Below are 19,189 nucleotides of genomic sequence, written 5' to 3' on the forward strand. Positions count from 1 at the left end.
ACTCCCCTAACTCAGCACAAATTCTTTCCATTTGGGCAGTGTATAGTCATAGGTGTCCATGACACTGTTCCAAACGGCAACATTGCTGAAGCGTTGTTCGTAGGATCCGCCCGTTCTTATGGAACCTTCCGCTACTGAAATCGAGCCATCTGTCCCTTTTAGCGATGTAGCGGCGGGTTTGCCCGCGTACCAATAGTCCCACTCCTCTGGGCTCATAAACTGTTTAGAGCGTTCTGGGTTGGAGATGTAATACCCCTGCCTTGCAATAAAGGCTCCTGGGTAACCCGATAACCACCAATTCATAAATTGGTAAGCTGCGTCCTCTTGCTCGCCCCGCGTTTGGCTGGAGAGACACATGACCCCATGCCATGCTCGATAGCCCTCTTTCGGCGCAGCGTAAATGCACGGGATCCCTTGCCCTTGGAGTGCAGAAGCACCGGGACTGAACATGCTCTCAATGATGACTTCGTTGTTCGCCATCAACTCAACGGAGTGGGGGACGGATGACCATACCCCCCTGAAATGGCCGCGTTTTTTGTAATCAATTGCGATCTCAAACAGCTGATCGATCTCACTGATACTCATGTTACCTATGTCATTAAAGGTCATAAGTCCTTTTGCTTGAGCGGCTAAGGCTAAATCAAATATGCCGATCGTGGGTTCGTTCACAATGGCGACCTTACCGGAATAGTTATCGTTTAAGAGCCAGCCCCAGCTCTCTGTGATGTAGGGTTCGCCAACATCAATGTAGCGTGAGTCATAGCCAAAGGAGTCGGTGTTGTGCACATAGGGTAGGAAACTAACGTTTTGGCTAGGCTCACGGCCTAAAGTTTTATCCTTCTGTACATAGAGAATACGGTGTGGTGCATCGCCGCGGCCGATCTTGGCGCCCTCCGAAATCTGACCGTTTTTCGAGAGGTTATTGATCTCATTCCAGTACTGAATTCGTTGTGTATCGATTGATTGAATCGCACCGGCATTCCATAGAACTCTTATGGAGTTTGACCACTGCTCATACAGATCAAATGAGGAGGGGTTGGTTGTTGCGCGCATGAGTACTTCAGCACTACCGCCTGGGTAGAACTGAATATTAATCCCGAGCTCTTTTTCGGCACGCAGACGTAGCTCTTCCTGCAGGGTAACGTGAGTTCCCATGACACGAATAGTCGGGCGAGCATTCTCTGCTTTTAAAATCGCAGGGAAGCCCCCAATTGCTGCAGGCAGTGCAATACCCGCAGCGTTTTTAATAAATTGCCTACGTCGCAATTTACAACTCCTGAATTCAGTAACTTAACTCTATCTCCTTCAATATAGACCTATTTTTTGAAAGTGGTATTAAATATGGCTAAAAAATATACAGATAAAGGCTGAGTATTTTTCACCAATCGTTGCTATAAAAAGCTACGTGATTGGGGATTTATGAGCTATGGTTCGCCCCATTAAATGGAGAACATTATGGACAAACTGATCGTTGGTTCTGAGGAGTGGTGTGGCCTTCCTCTATTGGGCCTGCCCGCTGTTAAAGCTCGTGTCGATTCGGGGGCAAAAACCTCATCACTGCATGCGTTTAACATTCGTAAATTCACTCGTAATCGAGACACTTGGGTCTCTTTCGAGATCCACCCTCTGCAAAAAAATGATGAGCTAGTTGTTCGTTGTGAAGCTCAGGTAGTTGATCGCCGTACTGTAAAGTCATCAAGCGGAACAGCCGAGAGACGTTACGTTGTAAAAACCAACATTACCTTGGCAGATCAAACGTTTGAGGCTGAGTTAACACTCACTAACCGTGATTCTATGGGTTATAGAATGTTGCTGGGTCGTGAAGCGATGTCAGGTCGCATGATCGTTGATCCTGAAGGTAGTTGTCTGCAGGGTGAGCGCACCATTACTGAGTGTAATCAGATGTACGGTGTGAACCCAACAGCTCGCACTGCTCTGAAAATTGGTGTGTTGGCTAGCAATCCGGATCTCTACTCAAACCGTCGTTTGATTGAGGCGGGTGAGGCGCGCGGACATGAGATGGTCTTCTTGAACATCAAACAGTGTTACATGAAGATGGATGCTGATAATCCAGAGGTTCACTACCGTGGTGGCGCTATCCTGAACGATTTTGATGCCATCATTCCTAGAATTAGACCTTCAATGACGTTTTATGGCTGTGCACTGGCTCGTCACTTTGAGAGTCTTGGCGTCTATGTTCAGAATACGGCAGAGGCGATCACAAGTTCGCGTGACAAACTCTTCTCGCTGCAACTGCTGCAGAAGTCGGGTTTGGATATTCCTACAACAGGCTTTGCCAATTCACCGATGGATACCAATGACCTCATTGAGATGGTCGGCGGTGCACCTTTGATCGTAAAGCTACTCGAAGGCTCGCAAGGTCGTGGAGTTGTGTTGGCCGAAACGGGTAAAGCAGCTGAGTCGGTAATCAACGCGTTTAAAGCGCTTCGAGCTAACTTGTTGGTACAAGAGTTTGTCAAAGAGGCGGATGGCAAAGATCTACGCTGTTTTGTCATTGACGGCAAAGTAGTCGCTTCGATTATGCGTACTGCGGCACCAGGCGAGTTCCGTGCAAACATACACCAAGGCGGTTCGGCCTCTTCGGTTCGCATTTCAGCAGAAGAGCGCAAGCTAGCGATTAAAGCGGCTAAAACCCTAGGTCTGAAGGTGGCGGGTGTTGATATCATCCGTTCTCGCAAAGGCCCTCTTCTATTGGAGGTTAACTCATCCCCAGGTTTAGAGGGTATTGAGGGGGCTTCCGGTAAGGATGTTGCGGGCGCTATGATCACCGCTATTGAGAAACGTTTTGCACGACGTTTAAAAGGGTAAAACCAATAAATAAAAGGGAGAGGTGATGGCTGACCGACAGACGGCTGAGGTACTGGTTGATTCGATGAGTTTGAGAGAGCAAATCTCTCTACTGTCCGGTGAAGATGTTTGGTCAGTTAATGCTATCCCTAGACTAGGAATCCATAAGCTGCGTGTCACTGATGGACCTAATGGTGCACGTGGTGGTGGTTCTCTATTTGGCGGTGTGACGGCAGCCTGCTTCCCCGTTGGTATTGCCTTAGGCGCAACCTGGAACCGAGCCCTGCTTGCGAAGGTGGGTGGCGCTATTGCTGATGAAGTTAAATCTAAATCGGCACACGTGCTGCTTGGTCCGACCATCAATATTCAACGATCTGTGACTAATGGCCGTAACTTTGAGTGCTATTCAGAAGATCCTGAGCTAACCGCTGCACTGGCGGTCTCATACATCCGAGGGCTTCAAAGCGCAGGGGTTGCTGCCACACCCAAGCATTTCATCGGAAATGAATCTGAAATTGAGCGCACAACGGTCAGTTCCGATATTGATGAGCGCACACTGCGCGAGATCTACCTTCGCCCCTTTGAAGCTGCCATTAAAGAGGCGGGTACTTGGGCTATTATGGGCTCATACAACAAGATTAATGGTACCTATGCCGCCGAAAATCACTGGTTATTGACAGAAATTCTTCGCAACGAGTGGGGTTATGACGGCATTGTGATGTCCGATTGGTTTGGTTCTAGAACAACGGCACCAACCATTAATGCGGGTTTAGATTTAGAGATGCCAGGGCCAACCCGAGACCGCGGTGACACATTGCTCAACGCCGTGGATCGCGGTGAAGTGCCTGTTGAACAGGTTCGTCAGCTGGCCGTTAACATGGTTCAGTTGATGGAGCGTTGCGGTGCTATTAATGATGCTTCGCCGTTCAAAGAGATTGCCGATAATCGCCCTGAACACCAGCAGCTGATCAGACGTGCCGGTGTTGAGGCTAGTGTGCTGCTTAAGAACACTGGCTTGCTACCCCTGTCTACTGACCTAAAGAGCGTTGCGGTAATTGGGCCTAATGCCATCGAGGCTCAGATCATGGGCGGTGGCTCCTCGATGCTTAATCCCCACTATTCAGTTTCACCTATGCAGGGATTAACAAACCTTCTGGGTGGCGATGCTATTCATTATGCACAGGGGTGTACTAATCATCGCTGGGAGCCCCTGGTCAACCAAAAGATACGAGTCGATTACTTCGCTAATCGAGATCTTTCGGGTGAGGTGGTTTTCACTGAAGAGGTTGATGAGAGCCAGAGTTTCATTCTGCCCCCTGTTGCGAATGGACTGGTCGATCAACACGCATTTTCTCTGCGAGCGAGTGTTGATTATATAGCAACGGTGACGGGCGATTTTAATATTGGCCTTCACAGTGCAGGCCTTGCCAAGTTCTATGTGAATGGCGAGTTGGTGATCAATGTGTGGGATCACTGGCAGAAAGGTCGAACCTTCTTCGAGGAGGGATGTGATGAGGTCGTTGCCAGTTATCGATTCGAGGAAGGTAAAACCTATACCCTTGAGATGGAGTTTGCTACCAAGGATACGGACAATCTCGACCTTGCCGCTTGGCGCTTTGGTCTATCAAAACCCTTAGGGGATGAGGCAATACAAGCTGCGGTAGAACTAGCAAAAAGTGCCGAAGTAGCCATCCTGTTTGTTGGTCGATCCGGTCAATGGGATACGGAAGGAAGTGACCTTGAAGGCATTAAACTCCCTGGACGTCAGGATGAGTTGGTCGCAGCCGTGGCCAGTGCTAACCCTAACACCCTAGTGGTATTGCAAACGGGTGGACCGGTTGAAATGCCTTGGGTAGATCAAGTATCTGGCATATTGCAGGCTTGGTACCCAGGACAGGAGTGTGGCAATGCGATTGCCGATGTTTTATTCGGCAAACAAGATCCCTCCGGCCGTTTGCCTCAGACCTTCCCAGTCAAGTTGGAAGATAATCCTACCTACACCGATGACCCACTGGTCTACCCTGGACGAGATGGCCATGTGCTTTATCGTGAAGGCGTGTTTATCGGCTATCGTCACTATCAGGCCAACAAGATTGAGCCGCTATTCCCCTTCGGATTTGGCCTCAGTTACAGTGATTACCAACTCGAAAATCTAAGTTGTCGAAAGGTGGCTAATGATTATGTCGAATTGAAGGTGAGTGTTAACAATATTGGTCAGCGACAGGGTCAGACCGTTGTTCAGATTTACTGTGGTGAAGTTAACTCTGACATTGAACGTCCAGAACTCGAGTTGGCCGACTTTGAGAAGCTGGAACTGAAAGCTGGAGAGAGTGCTGATCTAACATTTCATCTACCTCTTCGTCGTTTTGCATACTTTGATATCAAAACAGGGTTGTGGACGGTTGCGGAAGGTGACTATCGAGTGCGGGCTAGTTTCCATGCCAAGGACCCAGGTTGTGAAGCGGTGATTAATTTGTCAGCCAAGACGCTCTGTCCATCAGCCTGATGCACTAACGTTATAGAGAGACTTTTATTTGTGGCAAAAGAGTCTAAATGAATCACTGAGTTTTACAGGTTGTGTCGTTACAATGCAGCCAATTGATAATTTTAAGAGTAGGGTTTAATGATGCGTGCCTTAATGACCTCGTTGGTTACGATTTTATTCACATTTAATATGTCTGCTGCGGTTGCCAACGAAGAGGCGATTGAAGCGATGAACGACTACATGGCTTTTCAAGAGTATGAGTCGGGTATTATGGTCCCTCAGCAGATTGATCAAGTCGTATTTGAAGCATCAACCTTTATCGATACTCGTGATGCAGAGCAGTTCGCAGAAGCGACTATTCCGGGTGCGATCAACATTGAGTGGCGCCAGGTGTTGGATCGCATCGACGAAATTCCAGAGACTGGTAAGGTGATTCTGTTCTGTAATACAGGTTCTCTCTCAGCACAGGCCACTTTTGCACTGCGTGTCGCGGGTCGAGAAAATGTTGTGGTACTCCAGTCAGGCTTTATCGGCTGGCAACAAAACGCCGCCTACAGACCCTAGTCAGTAAATCAAAAATAAAAACGGCGCTTTTGAGCGCCGTTTTTGATTCTTAGGGTGTGGCTCTTGTGATTAACCGAACTCAGGCAAGTTCTGGGTCACAACCGGCTTACCTGCCTCTACCCATCCGTCGTAACCGCCGGCAATGGATGTGACATTCAGGTAGCCCATCTCGGCAAGAGATGCAGCAGCAAGAGCAGCACGACCACTGGTCTTACAGTAGATCACGATGTTTGTATCACGTGACTCTAGAGCCGGCATTCCACCGATTTTAAACTCGAGTAGGCCACGCGGAATATTGATTGCGCCACTCAGATGACCCTGCTCATATTCGGCCGGTTCACGCACATCAATAACGATCTCAGCGTCGTGAATGGCACCATCGGCATCTGCAACGCTGACCTCTTTAATGGTCGCCTTTGCGGCCATGACTAGATCTTGTGCTGTCTTCATTGGAACTCCTTTAGCTGTTCGCTATTTCCTGCAGAGCATCTCTGTCAGATATCGTTAACAAGTTCTTTGATTCGCTAATAATGCCTTGGCGTTTCCACTCCGCGGTATGGCGTGAAATGGTCTCGATGGTTAAGCCGAGATACTGAGCGAGATCTCTTCGACTGATCGGGAAGCTGACCGCTTCTGCAGTCTCACCCACCCATTGAAGCAGGAACCAAGCCAAACGAGGTTTGGATTTGAGTAGACCTACCTGGGTTAGGTGATCTTCTGTTTTCATCACCTGCTGCAGTGCACGTTCAATAATGGCTTGGTTGATGGCGCCACTCTGATCACGCAGGTGGTTCAACTTCTCAACCGAAAGCTGGCAGAGCTCGATCGGTTCCAGCGCCTCGGCTGTGTGCATATAGGTGCCACTGCTGATCAGCTTTTCATAGCCAAAGAGATCGCCAGGACGAACTAAGCGAACAATCTGAGCATTGCCCTCATTGTTGAATTTAGTCAGTTTGATATGGCCGGCTCGAAGAGTGTAGATCAGTCCGAGACTCTCGCCCTCGTTGTAGATAATGTCGCCCGTCTCAAATTTAATGACACGCGTCTGAAAATCTTCAATCAGCGAAAGCTCGGACTCTTTTAGACATCCAAACAGACTCGACGGCCTAATCGGGCAGGTTAAACAGTGCCCTTGACCAACCAGTGTTCCCATACTCAACGCTCTTATAGTTAATTAGTTCCACTATAATAGTTGGCTAATGAGTCAATTTCACTACTTGTGAGTCTTTGACTTGCTTGTCGCATGACAGAATAGAGATCAGAGTCACGATCACCACTGCGATACATCTCTAACGCACGCTTCAAAGTCTCGGCAGTTTGGCCCGCAATAGCAGGGGTTCCCTTAATACCACCTTGGCCACTTAGACCATGACAAGAGGCACAGGCAGTAATCAGTCGATCTTTATCACCCTCGGTTACCAGTGCCGGTGCTGACTGTTGCGCTAGGGTCGGTGCTGGTAGCGATGCGTAGTAGGCTGCAACATCTGACATATCCTGTTCTGACATTAGGTCAGCGACGGCCGTCATGATGTTAGCTCGGTTATCCTCGCTTCGCGCGCCGGACTGATAGTCCAACAGCATCTTGTAAGTGTAGCTCTCCAGCTGTCCTGCAACGGCTGGCCAACGGTTAGTCGGTGGTAGCCCCTCTTTACCGTGACAGGAGCTGCACATCATAGAGTCATTCAGCGCCTTACCACGAGATATATCACCAGTAGGTCTTGAGCTTGTTGCCAAGCGAAGCGAATGAGAAGTCCACTCAGTTGCTTGTGTGACCTGATCTGATGCATAACTTGTTGTGGCTGCTAAAAGAAGGCCTGAAAGTATTAACTTTTTCATGCGAAAGAGTCCTCCGTGAAGGATTTCATCCATGCTTGCTGGTAAACAGCAGCAAGACGATGTTTTGTCTCACTGACATCCAGTGTTTGGAAACCAGGTCTCGGCAGGTTAGCTATCTTTCCATCACGCATTCCGTAGACGCCGATTACCATGAATCCATAATCTTTACCGGCTAGTGCGTAACAGGTGTTTTCCCAAGAGGGCTCCTCAACTGGACGCCCTGCAAATAGATTGATGATGGCATACGCTGCGACTTTGGCCTCATTGTTGGCTGCAAAGCCAGATTTAGGGAGAGGGCTAGCGGATGCTGAATCCCCTAGCACGTGGATATTGGCCACTAGCTTAGATTCAAAAGTATAAGGGTCTACGGGGCACCATCCTGATTGATCGGTTAGTCCGAAAGTTGTGGCAATCTTGCCCGCTTTCATCGGCGGCACAACATTGATGACATCAGCTTTAATGAAGCCTTGCTCTGTTTCAACTTGCATCTTTGCTGCGTCAATCGACAGTGGTCGACCACCGTCAACTTCACGAATCCAATCGATCATGCCAGCTTCACTGTGCTGTTTGAGTGTTGGCATACCCGCTTGAAGATCTTCAGGGACGTTGTAACCATACATTCGGTTCCAGCCCAGACGCATGTCAGGGCCCGTTACGAAATCATTTTTTGGATCGGTAATGATTACTTTTCCGGTTGGATTGTATTTCTGCATCCACTCTGCAACCAGCGCGCCTCGCTCATATGGCCCAGGTGGACAACGATAAGGGTTAGGCGGAGCTACGATCAGAAAGGTGCCACCCTGACGCATGTTTTTGATCTGGTCACGTAACAGAGCAGTCTGTGATCCCGGAATCCAGCCAGAAGGTGCTTTAGTCTCTGCTATCTCCCGAGAATAGCCGTCTAGGCGCTCGTACAGCAGCTCTATACCAGGTGAGACAACTAAACGATCATATGGGAAGTTTGCTCCCGAAGCGGTTGTGACAATGCGTTTATCGGCATCCAGTCCAACTGCTTTATCGATCACAACGTTGACGCCGTATTTGATTCTTAAAGCATCATAGCTGACCTCGAGATCAGACATATCAATGTGTCCATTGAGCACTTCAGAGGATCCGTACGGGCGAATGTAAATTGGATTTTGCTCAATTATGGTGACCTCAATTTGAGGTGCCTTCATCTTCATATATTTAGCGAAGGTTGCACCGCCGACACCGCCACCAATAACGACAACTTTACCGGTTGCAGCGTGCGCATTTAGTGGCAGCAGACCTGCTGCACCAGCAGTCAAAGCCATGCCAAGGAAGTCTCTACGTGAAATCATTGTTCACCTCCAACTTCAAGTGATTCAAAGTATTTACCCATTGCTGCGATCTCATCGTCACTGTATGCAAGAGCAAGACCTCTCATCAGAGTAGAGTCGCGTTCACCTGTCCGGAAATCCAACATGGTTTTAACAAAGGTCTCGGCACTCATTCCTGCTAACGGCATGAACGCTGAATTTTCAACCTGTCCATTGGTGCCGTGGCACACAGCGCAGGGGTTCGCCATAATTTCCGCTCGCTCATCGGCAAAAGCTGAAGTGGATAGGAGTAGGGCGCTTAAAATCATTACTTTTTTCATCGTCATCTCCTTACTGTGCCCATACCCAGAATCCGACGGCAAAGTAGTGCACGATCCAGATTAAGATGATGTAAATGGTCCAGTTACCCAGGCGAGAGATAGCCACAGATGGTGTGTAGGTGCCTTCTGTTTGTCCCGCCTGCCATGCAACCGTGATTAGGTAGGTGCAGGCCATGCCACCGACAACTGCGAAAGTCGCGAAGAACAGAATGGTGCTGTACCAATCCATGTTAATTGGGTAGTCCATTGGGTTGTAGCCAGACTCAACGACTAGGGCAACCCAGCGAATGATTTCACGATCAACCGCGACCAGTGCGATCACTACAAAGGCGACCGCTACTAACCAGTAGGCGGTGTAGCCGTTGTTAATTTTGCTGCCAAACAGAGTCGGCACCATCGCTAAAGCGATCAATGCTAGGGCTGTGATGTAGAGCATCGGGTTGGTTAAAAACTCAATTTGGTTCTCTGGCAGGCTAACCATCCAGATTGCACCAATAAGAATCGATACCACAGAGCCTTGAGCAAGCAGTTTACGCGCCAGATTATGAACAAACTCAAGGTAACCCGAGTCGCTACCAGGACGAACGCTGATGTAGTGGCGGTAGCCGTAAAGCCATGCGCCGGTTACCGGTGCTGCTAGAGCAATCATAAAGATGAAACGCGCCCAGTTGATTGAGTGAAGCTGAGTACCGCTGGCATCGATCTGCCCCTGCGGTGCATACCACTCCATCCACTGATCAGGGGAGAGCATCTGGTTGGTTAGGGTGTGCATAATCAGACCCACAACAATGAACAGTGCGAGCGATAGAATCATGCTGCCAGGACATTTCGTCTTATTCTGCGTCAGATCTTCATTTTTAAAGTAGAAGAGGTAGATCAACAGATAAGCGACTGACAGTATGATAATGAATCCAATAACCCACCAAGCGGACAGCACATTAGAGGTGTACCAGAAAGGATCATAGATCACCTGCACAAACAGTAGTGGCGCAACGCCGATAACCACAGCAACCGACACCGCAATTTTTGCGGTCGATAGCATGGCATTAGCAAGCTGACGCCAGTAACTGTCTTGGCTTAATGCACCACGAATAGTCAGCGCTGCACCGCCCAACATAACGTGAACCGCAAACATATGAAGTGCAAAGGTGACGACACCTAACACTAAAAATAGAATCGGATGTGAGGGAACCCCGGCCACATCACGAAGTGCGTATAAAGAGTCTACATTCATCGTGATACTCCTTAGTGAGACTGAGACACAGTGATCGGATTACCCTGATCAGCCGCGACAGCAATAGATTGATCTTTCAACTGACGAATAAAGCTAGCCAAGGCCACTGCTTCATCTTGTTGAAGTGGAATTTGTGGCATGTAGAGCGTTGTACCACTCGACAGTGCAGCTCTTAGGTAGGCCGCAATATCCGACTCGCTTGAGTCGTCACCAAAGTAATTTGCCAGTGGGCGAATCCCTGTATCGGTCAGTGAGTGACAGTTTGAACAGGTGTTCAACGCCAGAGCTTGACCAACCGCCTCTTTATTAGAATCAGTCACCGTGCGAAGCTCTTCGGGAAGGAAGATTAGAGCGTTAGTGAAGCCATGCTCTTCAATGGTCGGGATCTCACTGTGAATACCAAGCCCCGGAACATCACGACCAATAACCTGGTTAGAGTAGACGTATCCACCTGCAACATAAGGCTTACGAATCGACTCACGCGCAACCTCTTCTGGCCAAAGTCCGAACACCAAAATGACGACCGTCATGACGCCCGCAATGGCTGGTTTTAGCAGCTTTGGTGCGGCCAGAGTGGCTGCGAAGTAGGCCATGATGCCGCCCATTACAGAGATTAGAGCGGGTGTGAAGTACTCCGGTAGACGATTCTCCATCACCAATTCAGCGGTCGCTGGAATCGTTGATAGGTACCATTTGAATAGACCAAGACCGGCTGCAGTCGCAACCAAACCTAGAATCGCCAGACGACGAACCATCTCTTTGCGGAAATCGATATCTTTAATTGAAGAGGCAACAATGCCTCCGACTACCGCTGTCATGGTGAACATAAACGCCGTTCGCATAGCCAATTGCGCAAAGGTGTTGGCGCCATAGAAACCGTTCAAGTAACCGCCTTCGGTGTACCAGTTTTCATTACCAGGCATCAGCATGAACGACAGAATACCGATAATGATTAGCATGGTGGTGTAAGAGGCTAGGCCAAAGATGATACTGATGCGCAGGTGTGTTTTCTGATCCACCTTATTCACCAAGTAGACGATCATGTAGACACCGATGACCTCGATGACAAAGAAGACCCACTCGGTTGCCCACTTCCAGACAAAGCTATGAATCAGTGCAGAGATACCACGCGGACTGCCGACCGTAGTTGAGAACCAGATGCCTGGTCCGGTAATCGAACCTAAGACATAAGAGAAGACCAAAAGAAACAGGCCGTAACGACGAATGTAGTCGAGAAGCTCTGGGCGGTTCTTACGGTAAGCGACCACCGCAAGGTAAGAGAAGACCAGTGCTGCACCCACAGATGTGTGTGAAAACAGAACGTGTATGGTCGCAATGATACCGATGATCCAACCTGAACCGAGTGTCGGCTCAAACCAGACTGGATAGAGTCCTAGCATCTCCATTGAATAATTCCCCTTGAAGACGATACGTTTTGGGGAGTACCTCCCCGCTCAATGGTCGAGTCATCTCGACCAGCTTGGCGAGCAGTATCTATTCATGCAGTGATCGTCGCATTGAGAATCCGCAACCGGATTTATAGGCTTTTGCGATAAATCAAAAGGGGATGATTAATATCTATATTAGATATTGCTAATTTAATGATTTGTTAATATATTAGAAAAGTCTAATACATTATGGTTTAACTAATTAGGAGATCTCCCATGTTCAGAAGAGACTCAACTCAGCCTTGGCATCCTAGCTTTTTCTTAGCTGCACTTGGCGCTGGCGGTATGTCAGTGGCATTTTTTATGTACCTAATGTGGATGGTTCCGCATAAGGGTTACCCTATGCCAACTTGGGACCACTGGACGAGTGCCTGGAGTGCTGACATTGCCAGTGGTATTCCAATGCCATTGATTATCGTTTTTGCTATTGCCGGTGTCGTTATTTTTGGCTTGTTGCACATTGCGCTGTTGGTTTGGAATATCCGCGAATACAACGCAGTTAAAGGCACTGACGCCCACGAGAAGATTTTGAACTCACCCGCTGAAGTTCAAATGATGGCCTTGCCTCTGACCTTCTCCATGACAGTGAACGTGATGTTTGTATCGGGTGCGCTATTTGTTCCGGGTCTATGGACGATTATTGAGTGGATGTTCCCCGGCGCGCTGATCGCCTTTTTGATCATCGGTTACTACGCGCTAAAAATGTACGGACGTTACTTGGGTCGCATGTTGACGCAGGGGGGTTACCGCAGTGAAGAGCACAACCACCTTTCACCTTTGATGGCGGCCTTTACCTTTTCGATGCTATCGGTCGGCTTTGCGGCGCCTGCAGCGATGTCACACATTCCCGCTGTTATTACAATTGCCGCGGTGTTCTCTTACCTGTTCTTAATCGCCGCAGTGTTGGTTGTTCTGGTCGTTTTGGTGTCGGGCGTCAATGCGATGATGCAGCATGGTCTACAAGAGCAAGCGACGCCAAGTCTTTGGATGTTGGTACCGATTGTGACACTGCTCGGTATTGAGTGGTTACGTATGGAACATGGCATTGCTCACCTAACCGGTGGTGCATTGGATGCTGGCGATAACTTCCAAATGATGACGTTGATGGTTGCCCTGCAAGCCGTGATCTTGATGGTTGGGTACCGTGTCATGAAGTTGAATGGTTACCTAGACAAGTATCTGCACGGAGGTGAGCACAGCCCAGTTGCCTTTGGTCTGGTCTGCCCAGGTGTTGCCTTCTTTGTGCTGAACCTTTTCTGGTGGCACGTTGCGATTGTCGGCAACGGCATTGTCGCTAAGTTTGGCTTAGTCTACTGGTTGGGTATCGGGGTTATGTTCTTGATTCAGGCCGCGACGATTTATGCGATTGTCCGCCTTACAAACAACATGCTTCGCCACCCAGAGTTAGTGGTAGAACCTGCAGTATAAACAGTAGGAGCGATCTCGAAGAGGTCGCGATTAACTGAAAAACCCCATGAAATGTCGTTATTTCATGGGGTTTTTACTTTACGGCTCCGCAATATCAATCAGCTCCTTAAACGTGTTCTCGATAAACTCTTTGCTGACGTTTTGCGTGATAAACACTAATCGTGTTCGCTGATCATCGTTTGGCCAGGCTGGTAGAGGAACGGGTGGGTGAAACAGTTGCTGTACCCCATGAATGACTAGGGGTTCTGCAACGCCTTCAATATTTAGTAGGCCTTTGATACGTAGGATGTTGCTGCCGACTAGACTCATTAATAACTGCATCCAATCTTGAAGCGCTTCTTTGCTAATCGGCTTTTCAACGGTCAGGCAGAAGGATTCGATGTTGTCACCATGACGTTTGGCATGATCATGATCGCAGCCATGCTGATGGCAATCATGGTCATGGTGGTGATCATGTTGTTCAGAATAAGCCTCCTCTTTTAACCAGGCCTCTACATCGGTTAGTTTGCCCTCAGTAGTGAACAATCCTAGGTTGAGCAGCTGATTAGGGTCTGCTTTACCGCTGGCCACCTCAAGCTTACGCGCACTGGGATTGATTTGGGTAAGTCGGCTGATTAACGCCTCTTTTGCCACTTTATCGGTCATATCCCCTTTGGTGAGTAGCAGCAGGTCTGCCAAAGCAGCCTGTTTTACGGACTCTTTATGCTGATCTAAGGTGTGTGACCCCGTAGCCAGATCGACCGTCGTGACAACACCATCTAATTGATAGGCTTCGGCAATCCAGCGATCGGTCATCAGAGTGTGAATGATGGGCGCAGGGTCTGCCAACCCAGTTGTCTCAATGATGATGCGCTTGAATTGTCGACCCTCAGGCTCTGAAATTTGTGCGGTTACTTCGTGAAGCGTGTTGACCAGATCACCCCGCACGGTGCAACACATGCACCCGCTGTCCATCTCCATCAAGACATTCTCGTTGCTCTCAGCCACCAACAGATGATCCAAGGCGATTTCACCAAACTCATTAATGATAACCAGAGTATCTGATAGTTCAGGCTGATTAATTAAGTAATTCAGTAGTGTGGTTTTTCCACTGCCTAAAAAGCCTGTGAGGAGTGTAATAGGGGTTTTCATAACAATGTCTCTCTACAGCTGGTGTAAGGCGTCCTGCGAAGCTCGTTGCTCAAGATCATGTGACACCAGAATAACCAGCTTATGTTGCCAAAGATCTCGTAGCGAATTGACGATGGTGGATTGAAGCTCAGCATCCATTCCAGCGAAGGGCTCATCTAACAGCAGGATGTCAGCCTGTTTCAGAAGCAGACGCGCCAAACCAATGCGTTTTAACTCACCGCCAGATGGCTCCCATTCACCAGGACCAATCCAAGTGTCGAGTTGCTTGGGTAGTGATTCGACCCATTCGCCTAGCTCTACTGTTTGCAGTGCACTGATAATCTCTTCGTCGCTTCGTTGGCCAGTGAAGTCCAGGTTGTGACGCAGTGTAGAGCGAACAATCTGTACTCGTTGAGGTAGATAAGCGATTTGAGATAAGGCGGTACCTTCAACGATCAGGCTGCCCTGCTGTAGCTCAAGTTCGCCAGCAATTAATCGAAGTAGTGTGGTTTTACCGCGGCCACTCTGTCCGGCAATCCAGTTTAAACCTAGCTGATTAAACTCAACAGATCGCGCTTCGAAGACGCTCTGTGCACTCCCCTCATAAGCGTATGAGAGCTCTTTGATTGAGATACCAAAATAGGGCTTTTCTATGCATATAGTGCGTTTTTCTTCGAAGTTTTGCTGATTTTTACTACTTTTGCCTAAGCGACTTAAAGCGCGTTGGCCTAACAGAAGGTGCGAGATGGCTCCATTTGCAGCGGCAAAGACCTCAATGGTTCCGAGAGATAACAGCAGCAACATAAAGATTAATGCGCCGGCCAGTTCACCCGTGAGATAGGCCTGCAGAGCCATGAGCAGTGTTAAGCCGACCAAAGATAAATTAATCAATTGCGATAGAAGGTTGATGAGTTGCTGGCGCTTTAGGGCTTGGAGTTCGAATAGATCCGACTGTCGGCTCTGCTGGCGCAACCTATTGCCCTCATGTTCAAGCTGCTGCGACAGGGTGAGCAGGCGCAAGCTTGAGAAGATACCGCTGGCGCGTGACCAGAGTGCATTTCGACTCAGATGCAGCTCAGACTCGGGCTCCAGAACCGCTTTAGCATAGAGCCAAGGAATTCCGATCAAAGCTAATAGAATTAATGGCAGGCTAGCTATCGCTAGACCGGGTAGAAACAGAGCCGTAACCAGAATAAACCCAAGCGCTGAAAAGAGAGCGGTAATGGCAGGCACGAGCGAATGCAGATGGATCCCTTCAATGTTTTGAATATCCTGCAGCATCTGACTCGCACTGTCGTGTCGATTCATCCGTGCGCTGATGTTTTGGCTGTTGGCTAATCGAGAGAAGATATCTCGTCTTAGTGTCGATATGAGCCTAAAGGTTGCTTCGTGATTGGCCAATCGCTCCCCGTAGCGACCAGCTGTGCGGGCAATGGAGAGACCACGAACGATGGCGCCGGGGGTGAAAAAGTTAAATGCATGAGCGGCGGCTGCCGTCACACCGGCTAAAGCCGCTGCACTGATGAACCAGCCTGATACAGCCAGTAGAGCGATGCCGGCAAATGCAGTGACAATGGATAGGGTTAAGCCGAGTAGAAAGACGCCTCGCTCTGCTAGCAGTAGAGACCAGTAGTGTCGATTCATGCATCTACCTCCGCTTTAGCTAAAGTGAGTCGTTGCGTGAAGTTGAAGCGATTGGTGCGGTGACTGGCCATGATGATCATGCCACCCTGTTCAACATACTGGTTTAGAGCATTCATAAACAATTCGGCGGTATCAACATCTAAGTTCGCTACAGGTTCATCAAGAAGCAATAGTTTAGGTCGATGCAGAAGCGCTCGCGCAATCGAAAGACGTTGTGTCTGACCTCCCGATAGAAAGTGCCCAGAGTCCGTGATGAAGTAGTCCAAACCCTGCGGAAGTTGCTTAACGACGGTTTCTAATTGAGCCGATCCTAGGGCAGCCCAAATGTCATCATCAGAGTAACTCTTACCTAAGCAGAGGTTCTCCCTTAACGATCCATAGATCAGTTCTGGGTGCTGGGTTATGTATCCAATGGTCTGCTGCCAGTGAGGGTTGCTGTAAGGTTCGATTGTTGTTTCGTCAGCAGACAGGGATCCAGATAGTGGGGGACGAAGCCCTGCTAGGGTATCGAGTAAGCTCGTTTTTCCTGTGCCAGAAGGCGCTTCAATCAGTAGTGATTCACCCGCTTTAAGCTCAACAGAGATAGGTTTGTGAATGGCTTGATCACTACCTGATACTAGGCCTTCGATTTTTATCGATGCTTTAAAAGAGCCTGCTTTTGAAGGTTCACTAACTACCCTTGACTGTTCAGCGGCCTGTTTGAGTTGCTCAATTTGCTCGGCGACAGCCCGAGCATTCGATTTTGCGTGGTATAGCGCGCCCATCTTACGCAGGGGTAAGTAGTATTCGGGCGCTAGCATCAATAGAAAGGCACCTTCAGCAAAACTGATGTCTGTTCCCCATGCACCGAGAGAGTATTTGTCCAAAAAGAAGAGTCCTAAATAGACTGCGACCAGTGCCACGCTGATCGCGGCAAAAAACTCCAAGAGCGTCCCGGACAGAAACGCCAAACGCAGAACTTTCATCGTGCTAATACGGAACTGATCCGATTGATGATGCAACGCCTCGGTCTCTCTATCGACTGCTCTCTCTTGCTGAAGCAGATCGACGTTACGAAGACGATCTTCGAGTAGATGGCCAAGCCGATTGAGCTGCTCTAAGTTGTTGCGTGACGCTTCCCCCGCTTTATTACCGACAATGATCATAAAGATCGGAATCAAAGGCGTGGTCAGCAACAAAATCAGCGGCACTAACCAGTTCACAAAGCTAGCGGCAATTAGAATCAAAACGGGAGTCCATACAGCCATCTGCTTTTGAATCTTAAACTCTGCGTAATACTCTTTGAGCTTGTCGACTTCACTGGTCAGCAGGTTGGCCAGTTGTGCCGGCTTGAAAGCAGGGAAGAGCGAAATCCCAGTTTTAAAACTGAGGCTAAGAATCTGCTCTCGCAAGCGATCGCGGATGGTGACTGAGTTGCGCAGATTGATAGTCGATTGCCAGAGTGATGCAGCCGCTTTAACGGCAAGAATGAGGAAGGCCGCAGCGACCAAAAGAAGCGGGCTGTGATCTAAGCTGCCCTGAGTTAATACCTGATCGATCAACAGAGCGACCCAGTAGGCGAATCCAATAGTACAAAGCGTTTGAATCACGCCCAATAGCAGCGACAGGCGCATGGAACCCTTCAGATCAAACTGGTGCTGATCGAGGATTGCGGTCGGGTTGGATTTTCGTTGTCTGGCCAACTTAACACTCACTAAGGTTTACAAAAAAAGGGGCTCGAAAGCCCCTTGATTACGTACAGCTAGAGCGTACAGATTAATCGTCTGCGCGCTGCTCCTCTTCAGCATCCAACCACATCGCGTTGATGATGCCGAAGCTGCAGGCTAGGAGTACGCCAAGGATCCAAGCAAAATACCACATCTTCTTAATCTCCTAGTAGTTTGAAACGCTGTTTTGTTCGATGAACTCAGGTTCAATTCGACGCCACATTTTGTAGTAGCCCCAGAAGGTGTAACCCAAAATGATCGGTACAAAGAACAGAGCCACCCAGAACATGATCTCAAGTGTCAGTTCACTCGACGTCGCATCCCACAGCGTTAGAGCGCTGGCTAGATCAGTCGATGAAGGCATCACGAATGGGAATAGGGTGAAACCGGTCATAAGAATGATCGCTGCGATCGCCAGTGAGCTCAACGTAAAGGCAAAACCACTTTTACCCGCTTTAGCCATTAAGCTTGTTAGCAGAGGGAGTGCCACAGATGCCGCTACCAATGTCCAAAGGATTGGGTAATCGGTGTAGTTACCGAACCAGTTGTCAGTGGTCGTTACGGTTTTGCTCAACGGGTTAGAAGGAGCATCACCCACGACAGTAGAGCTGATTTCGTAACCAGGAATACCGTAGTACAACCATGCACCCGCAACCGCTAAGAGTACCGTTAGAACCGGACCTAGCAGAGTTGCCATAGTTTGAGCGCGGCCTTGAACCTCACCGCCGGCACGCATCTGCAACCAAGTTGCACCCTGCAGAGCAAGCATTACCACGCTGGCTAGGCCACAGACAATGGCGAATGGGTTCAACAGAGCCCAGAAAGAACCGGTGTAGATTGGGCGGGTAAACTCGTCAAAGTAGAAGGGCACGCCTAAGAATAGGTTGCCGAATGCCACACCAAAGACCAGTGATGGAACAAACGAGCCCACTGCCAGTGCATAGTCCCAGTTGCGACGCCAAGCGACAGAGTCCTTCTTAGAGCGGTACTCAAATCCGACAGGACGGAAGAATAGTGCGAACAGTACCAGTAGCATGGCCCAGTAGAAGCCAGAGAATGCTGTTGCGTAAACCAGTGGCCAAGCGGCAAAGATGGCACCACCGGCAGTGATTAACCACACCTGGTTACCGTCCCAGTGAGGCCCGATGGTATTGATGATGACGCGGCGCTCAGTGTCCGTTTTACCCAATACAGGGATCATCATAGCAGTACCCAAATCCATGCCGTCTGCAATGGCAAAACCAATCAGCAGTACACCAACCAGCAGCCACCAAACAAGTCGAAGCGTTTCGTAATCAAACATCA

At 49.0% G+C, this 19,189-nt stretch carries 17 protein-coding genes and 1 pseudogene; 5 read left to right on the forward strand and 13 right to left on the reverse strand.

Annotation, left to right across the window (positions count from 1 at the left end; translation table 11 throughout):
- Nucleotides 1-6: 6 nt before the first annotated feature.
- Nucleotides 7-1,266: a PotD/PotF family extracellular solute-binding protein gene (locus XMG48_RS10005; RefSeq protein WP_254443637.1), complete on the reverse strand. Its 1,260-nt coding sequence runs from the start codon at nt 1,264-1,266 to the stop codon at nt 7-9.
- Nucleotides 1,267-1,455: 189 nt separating this feature from the next.
- Here XMG48_RS10005 and XMG48_RS11955 point away from each other — a divergent pair.
- The 4 genes and pseudogenes from XMG48_RS11955 to XMG48_RS10020 form a co-directional block, all read left to right on the forward strand.
- Nucleotides 1,456-1,860: pseudogene (locus tag XMG48_RS11955) on the forward strand (ATP-dependent zinc protease); the annotation flags it as partial.
- A 75-nt stretch (nt 1,861-1,935) separates the two neighbouring features.
- The gene (rimK, locus tag XMG48_RS11960; RefSeq protein WP_217362114.1) at nt 1,936-2,829 is read left to right on the forward strand and encodes a 30S ribosomal protein S6--L-glutamate ligase; all 894 of its coding nucleotides are present in this window, start codon (nt 1,936-1,938) and stop codon (nt 2,827-2,829) included.
- Between the two features lie 25 nt (nt 2,830-2,854).
- Entirely contained in the window at nt 2,855-5,314 is a 2,460-nt protein-coding gene (locus XMG48_RS10015; protein ID WP_173481926.1) for a glycoside hydrolase family 3 protein, read from the forward strand.
- Nucleotides 5,315-5,431: 117 nt separating this feature from the next.
- Nucleotides 5,432-5,857 (forward strand): rhodanese-like domain-containing protein, encoded by a 426-nt coding sequence (locus XMG48_RS10020; protein ID WP_173481927.1) that lies wholly within the window; start codon nt 5,432-5,434, stop codon nt 5,855-5,857.
- A 69-nt stretch (nt 5,858-5,926) separates the two neighbouring features.
- Here XMG48_RS10020 and XMG48_RS10025 read toward each other — a convergent pair whose 3' ends face one another.
- Genes XMG48_RS10025 through XMG48_RS10055 form a run of 7 tightly spaced genes read right to left on the reverse strand, consistent with a single transcriptional unit; the run spans nt 5,927 to nt 11,954 of the window.
- A complete protein-coding gene (locus tag XMG48_RS10025; protein WP_173481928.1) occupies nt 5,927-6,307 on the reverse strand; it encodes a rhodanese-like domain-containing protein in 381 nt (126 codons plus the stop codon).
- 10 nt (nt 6,308-6,317) lie between these two features.
- The gene (locus tag XMG48_RS10030; RefSeq protein ID WP_173481929.1) at nt 6,318-7,010 is read right to left on the reverse strand and encodes a Crp/Fnr family transcriptional regulator; all 693 of its coding nucleotides are present in this window, start codon (nt 7,008-7,010) and stop codon (nt 6,318-6,320) included.
- A gap of 17 nt (nt 7,011-7,027) precedes the next feature.
- The gene (locus XMG48_RS10035) at nt 7,028-7,693 is read right to left on the reverse strand and encodes a cytochrome c (protein WP_173481930.1); all 666 of its coding nucleotides are present in this window, start codon (nt 7,691-7,693) and stop codon (nt 7,028-7,030) included.
- Nucleotides 7,690-9,015: an NAD(P)/FAD-dependent oxidoreductase gene (locus tag XMG48_RS10040; protein WP_217363692.1), complete on the reverse strand. Its 1,326-nt coding sequence runs from the start codon at nt 9,013-9,015 to the stop codon at nt 7,690-7,692. Before XMG48_RS10040 ends, XMG48_RS10035 begins: the two co-directional genes overlap by 4 nt.
- Nucleotides 9,012-9,314: a cytochrome C gene (locus XMG48_RS10045; protein ID WP_173481931.1), complete on the reverse strand. Its 303-nt coding sequence runs from the start codon at nt 9,312-9,314 to the stop codon at nt 9,012-9,014. The genes XMG48_RS10040 and XMG48_RS10045 overlap by 4 nt, the downstream gene beginning before the upstream one ends.
- Nucleotides 9,315-9,324: 10 nt before the next feature.
- Entirely contained in the window at nt 9,325-10,548 is a 1,224-nt protein-coding gene (locus tag XMG48_RS10050; protein ID WP_173481932.1) for a hypothetical protein, read from the reverse strand.
- Between the two features lie 11 nt (nt 10,549-10,559).
- Nucleotides 10,560-11,954 (reverse strand): cytochrome ubiquinol oxidase subunit I, encoded by a 1,395-nt coding sequence (locus XMG48_RS10055; protein ID WP_173481933.1) that lies wholly within the window; start codon nt 11,952-11,954, stop codon nt 10,560-10,562.
- Nucleotides 11,955-12,212: 258 nt separating this feature from the next.
- Between XMG48_RS10055 and XMG48_RS10060 the strand changes: the two genes are divergently transcribed.
- Nucleotides 12,213-13,424, forward strand: coding sequence for a hypothetical protein (locus XMG48_RS10060; RefSeq protein WP_173481934.1), 1,212 nt, complete (start codon nt 12,213-12,215; stop codon nt 13,422-13,424).
- 78 nt (nt 13,425-13,502) lie between these two features.
- Here the strand turns inward: XMG48_RS10060 and XMG48_RS10065 are convergent, their stop codons facing one another.
- The 5 genes from XMG48_RS10065 to cydB all read right to left on the reverse strand — a co-directional run bounded on the left by XMG48_RS10065 (nt 13,503) and on the right by cydB (nt 19,187).
- Nucleotides 13,503-14,555, reverse strand: a complete 1,053-nt coding sequence (locus XMG48_RS10065) for a GTP-binding protein (RefSeq protein ID WP_173481935.1) — start codon at nt 14,553-14,555, stop codon at nt 13,503-13,505.
- Between the two features lie 12 nt (nt 14,556-14,567).
- Entirely contained in the window at nt 14,568-16,178 is a 1,611-nt protein-coding gene (locus XMG48_RS10070) for an amino acid ABC transporter ATP-binding/permease protein (protein ID WP_173481936.1), read from the reverse strand.
- Entirely contained in the window at nt 16,175-17,860 is a 1,686-nt protein-coding gene (cydD, locus tag XMG48_RS10075; protein WP_173481937.1) for a thiol reductant ABC exporter subunit CydD, read from the reverse strand. Before cydD ends, XMG48_RS10070 begins: the two co-directional genes overlap by 4 nt.
- Before the next feature lie 73 nt (nt 17,861-17,933).
- Nucleotides 17,934-18,038 (reverse strand): cytochrome bd-I oxidase subunit CydX, encoded by a 105-nt coding sequence (cydX, locus tag XMG48_RS10080; RefSeq protein ID WP_173481938.1) that lies wholly within the window; start codon nt 18,036-18,038, stop codon nt 17,934-17,936.
- A 12-nt stretch (nt 18,039-18,050) separates the two neighbouring features.
- Nucleotides 18,051-19,187: a cytochrome d ubiquinol oxidase subunit II gene (gene cydB / locus XMG48_RS10085; RefSeq protein WP_173481939.1), complete on the reverse strand. Its 1,137-nt coding sequence runs from the start codon at nt 19,185-19,187 to the stop codon at nt 18,051-18,053.
- Between the last annotated feature and the right edge of the window lie 2 nt (nt 19,188-19,189).

This window comes from Marinobacterium sp. xm-g-48 (genome assembly GCF_013282925.1).
Taxonomy (GTDB): Bacteria; Pseudomonadota; Gammaproteobacteria; order Pseudomonadales; family Balneatricaceae; genus Marinobacterium_E.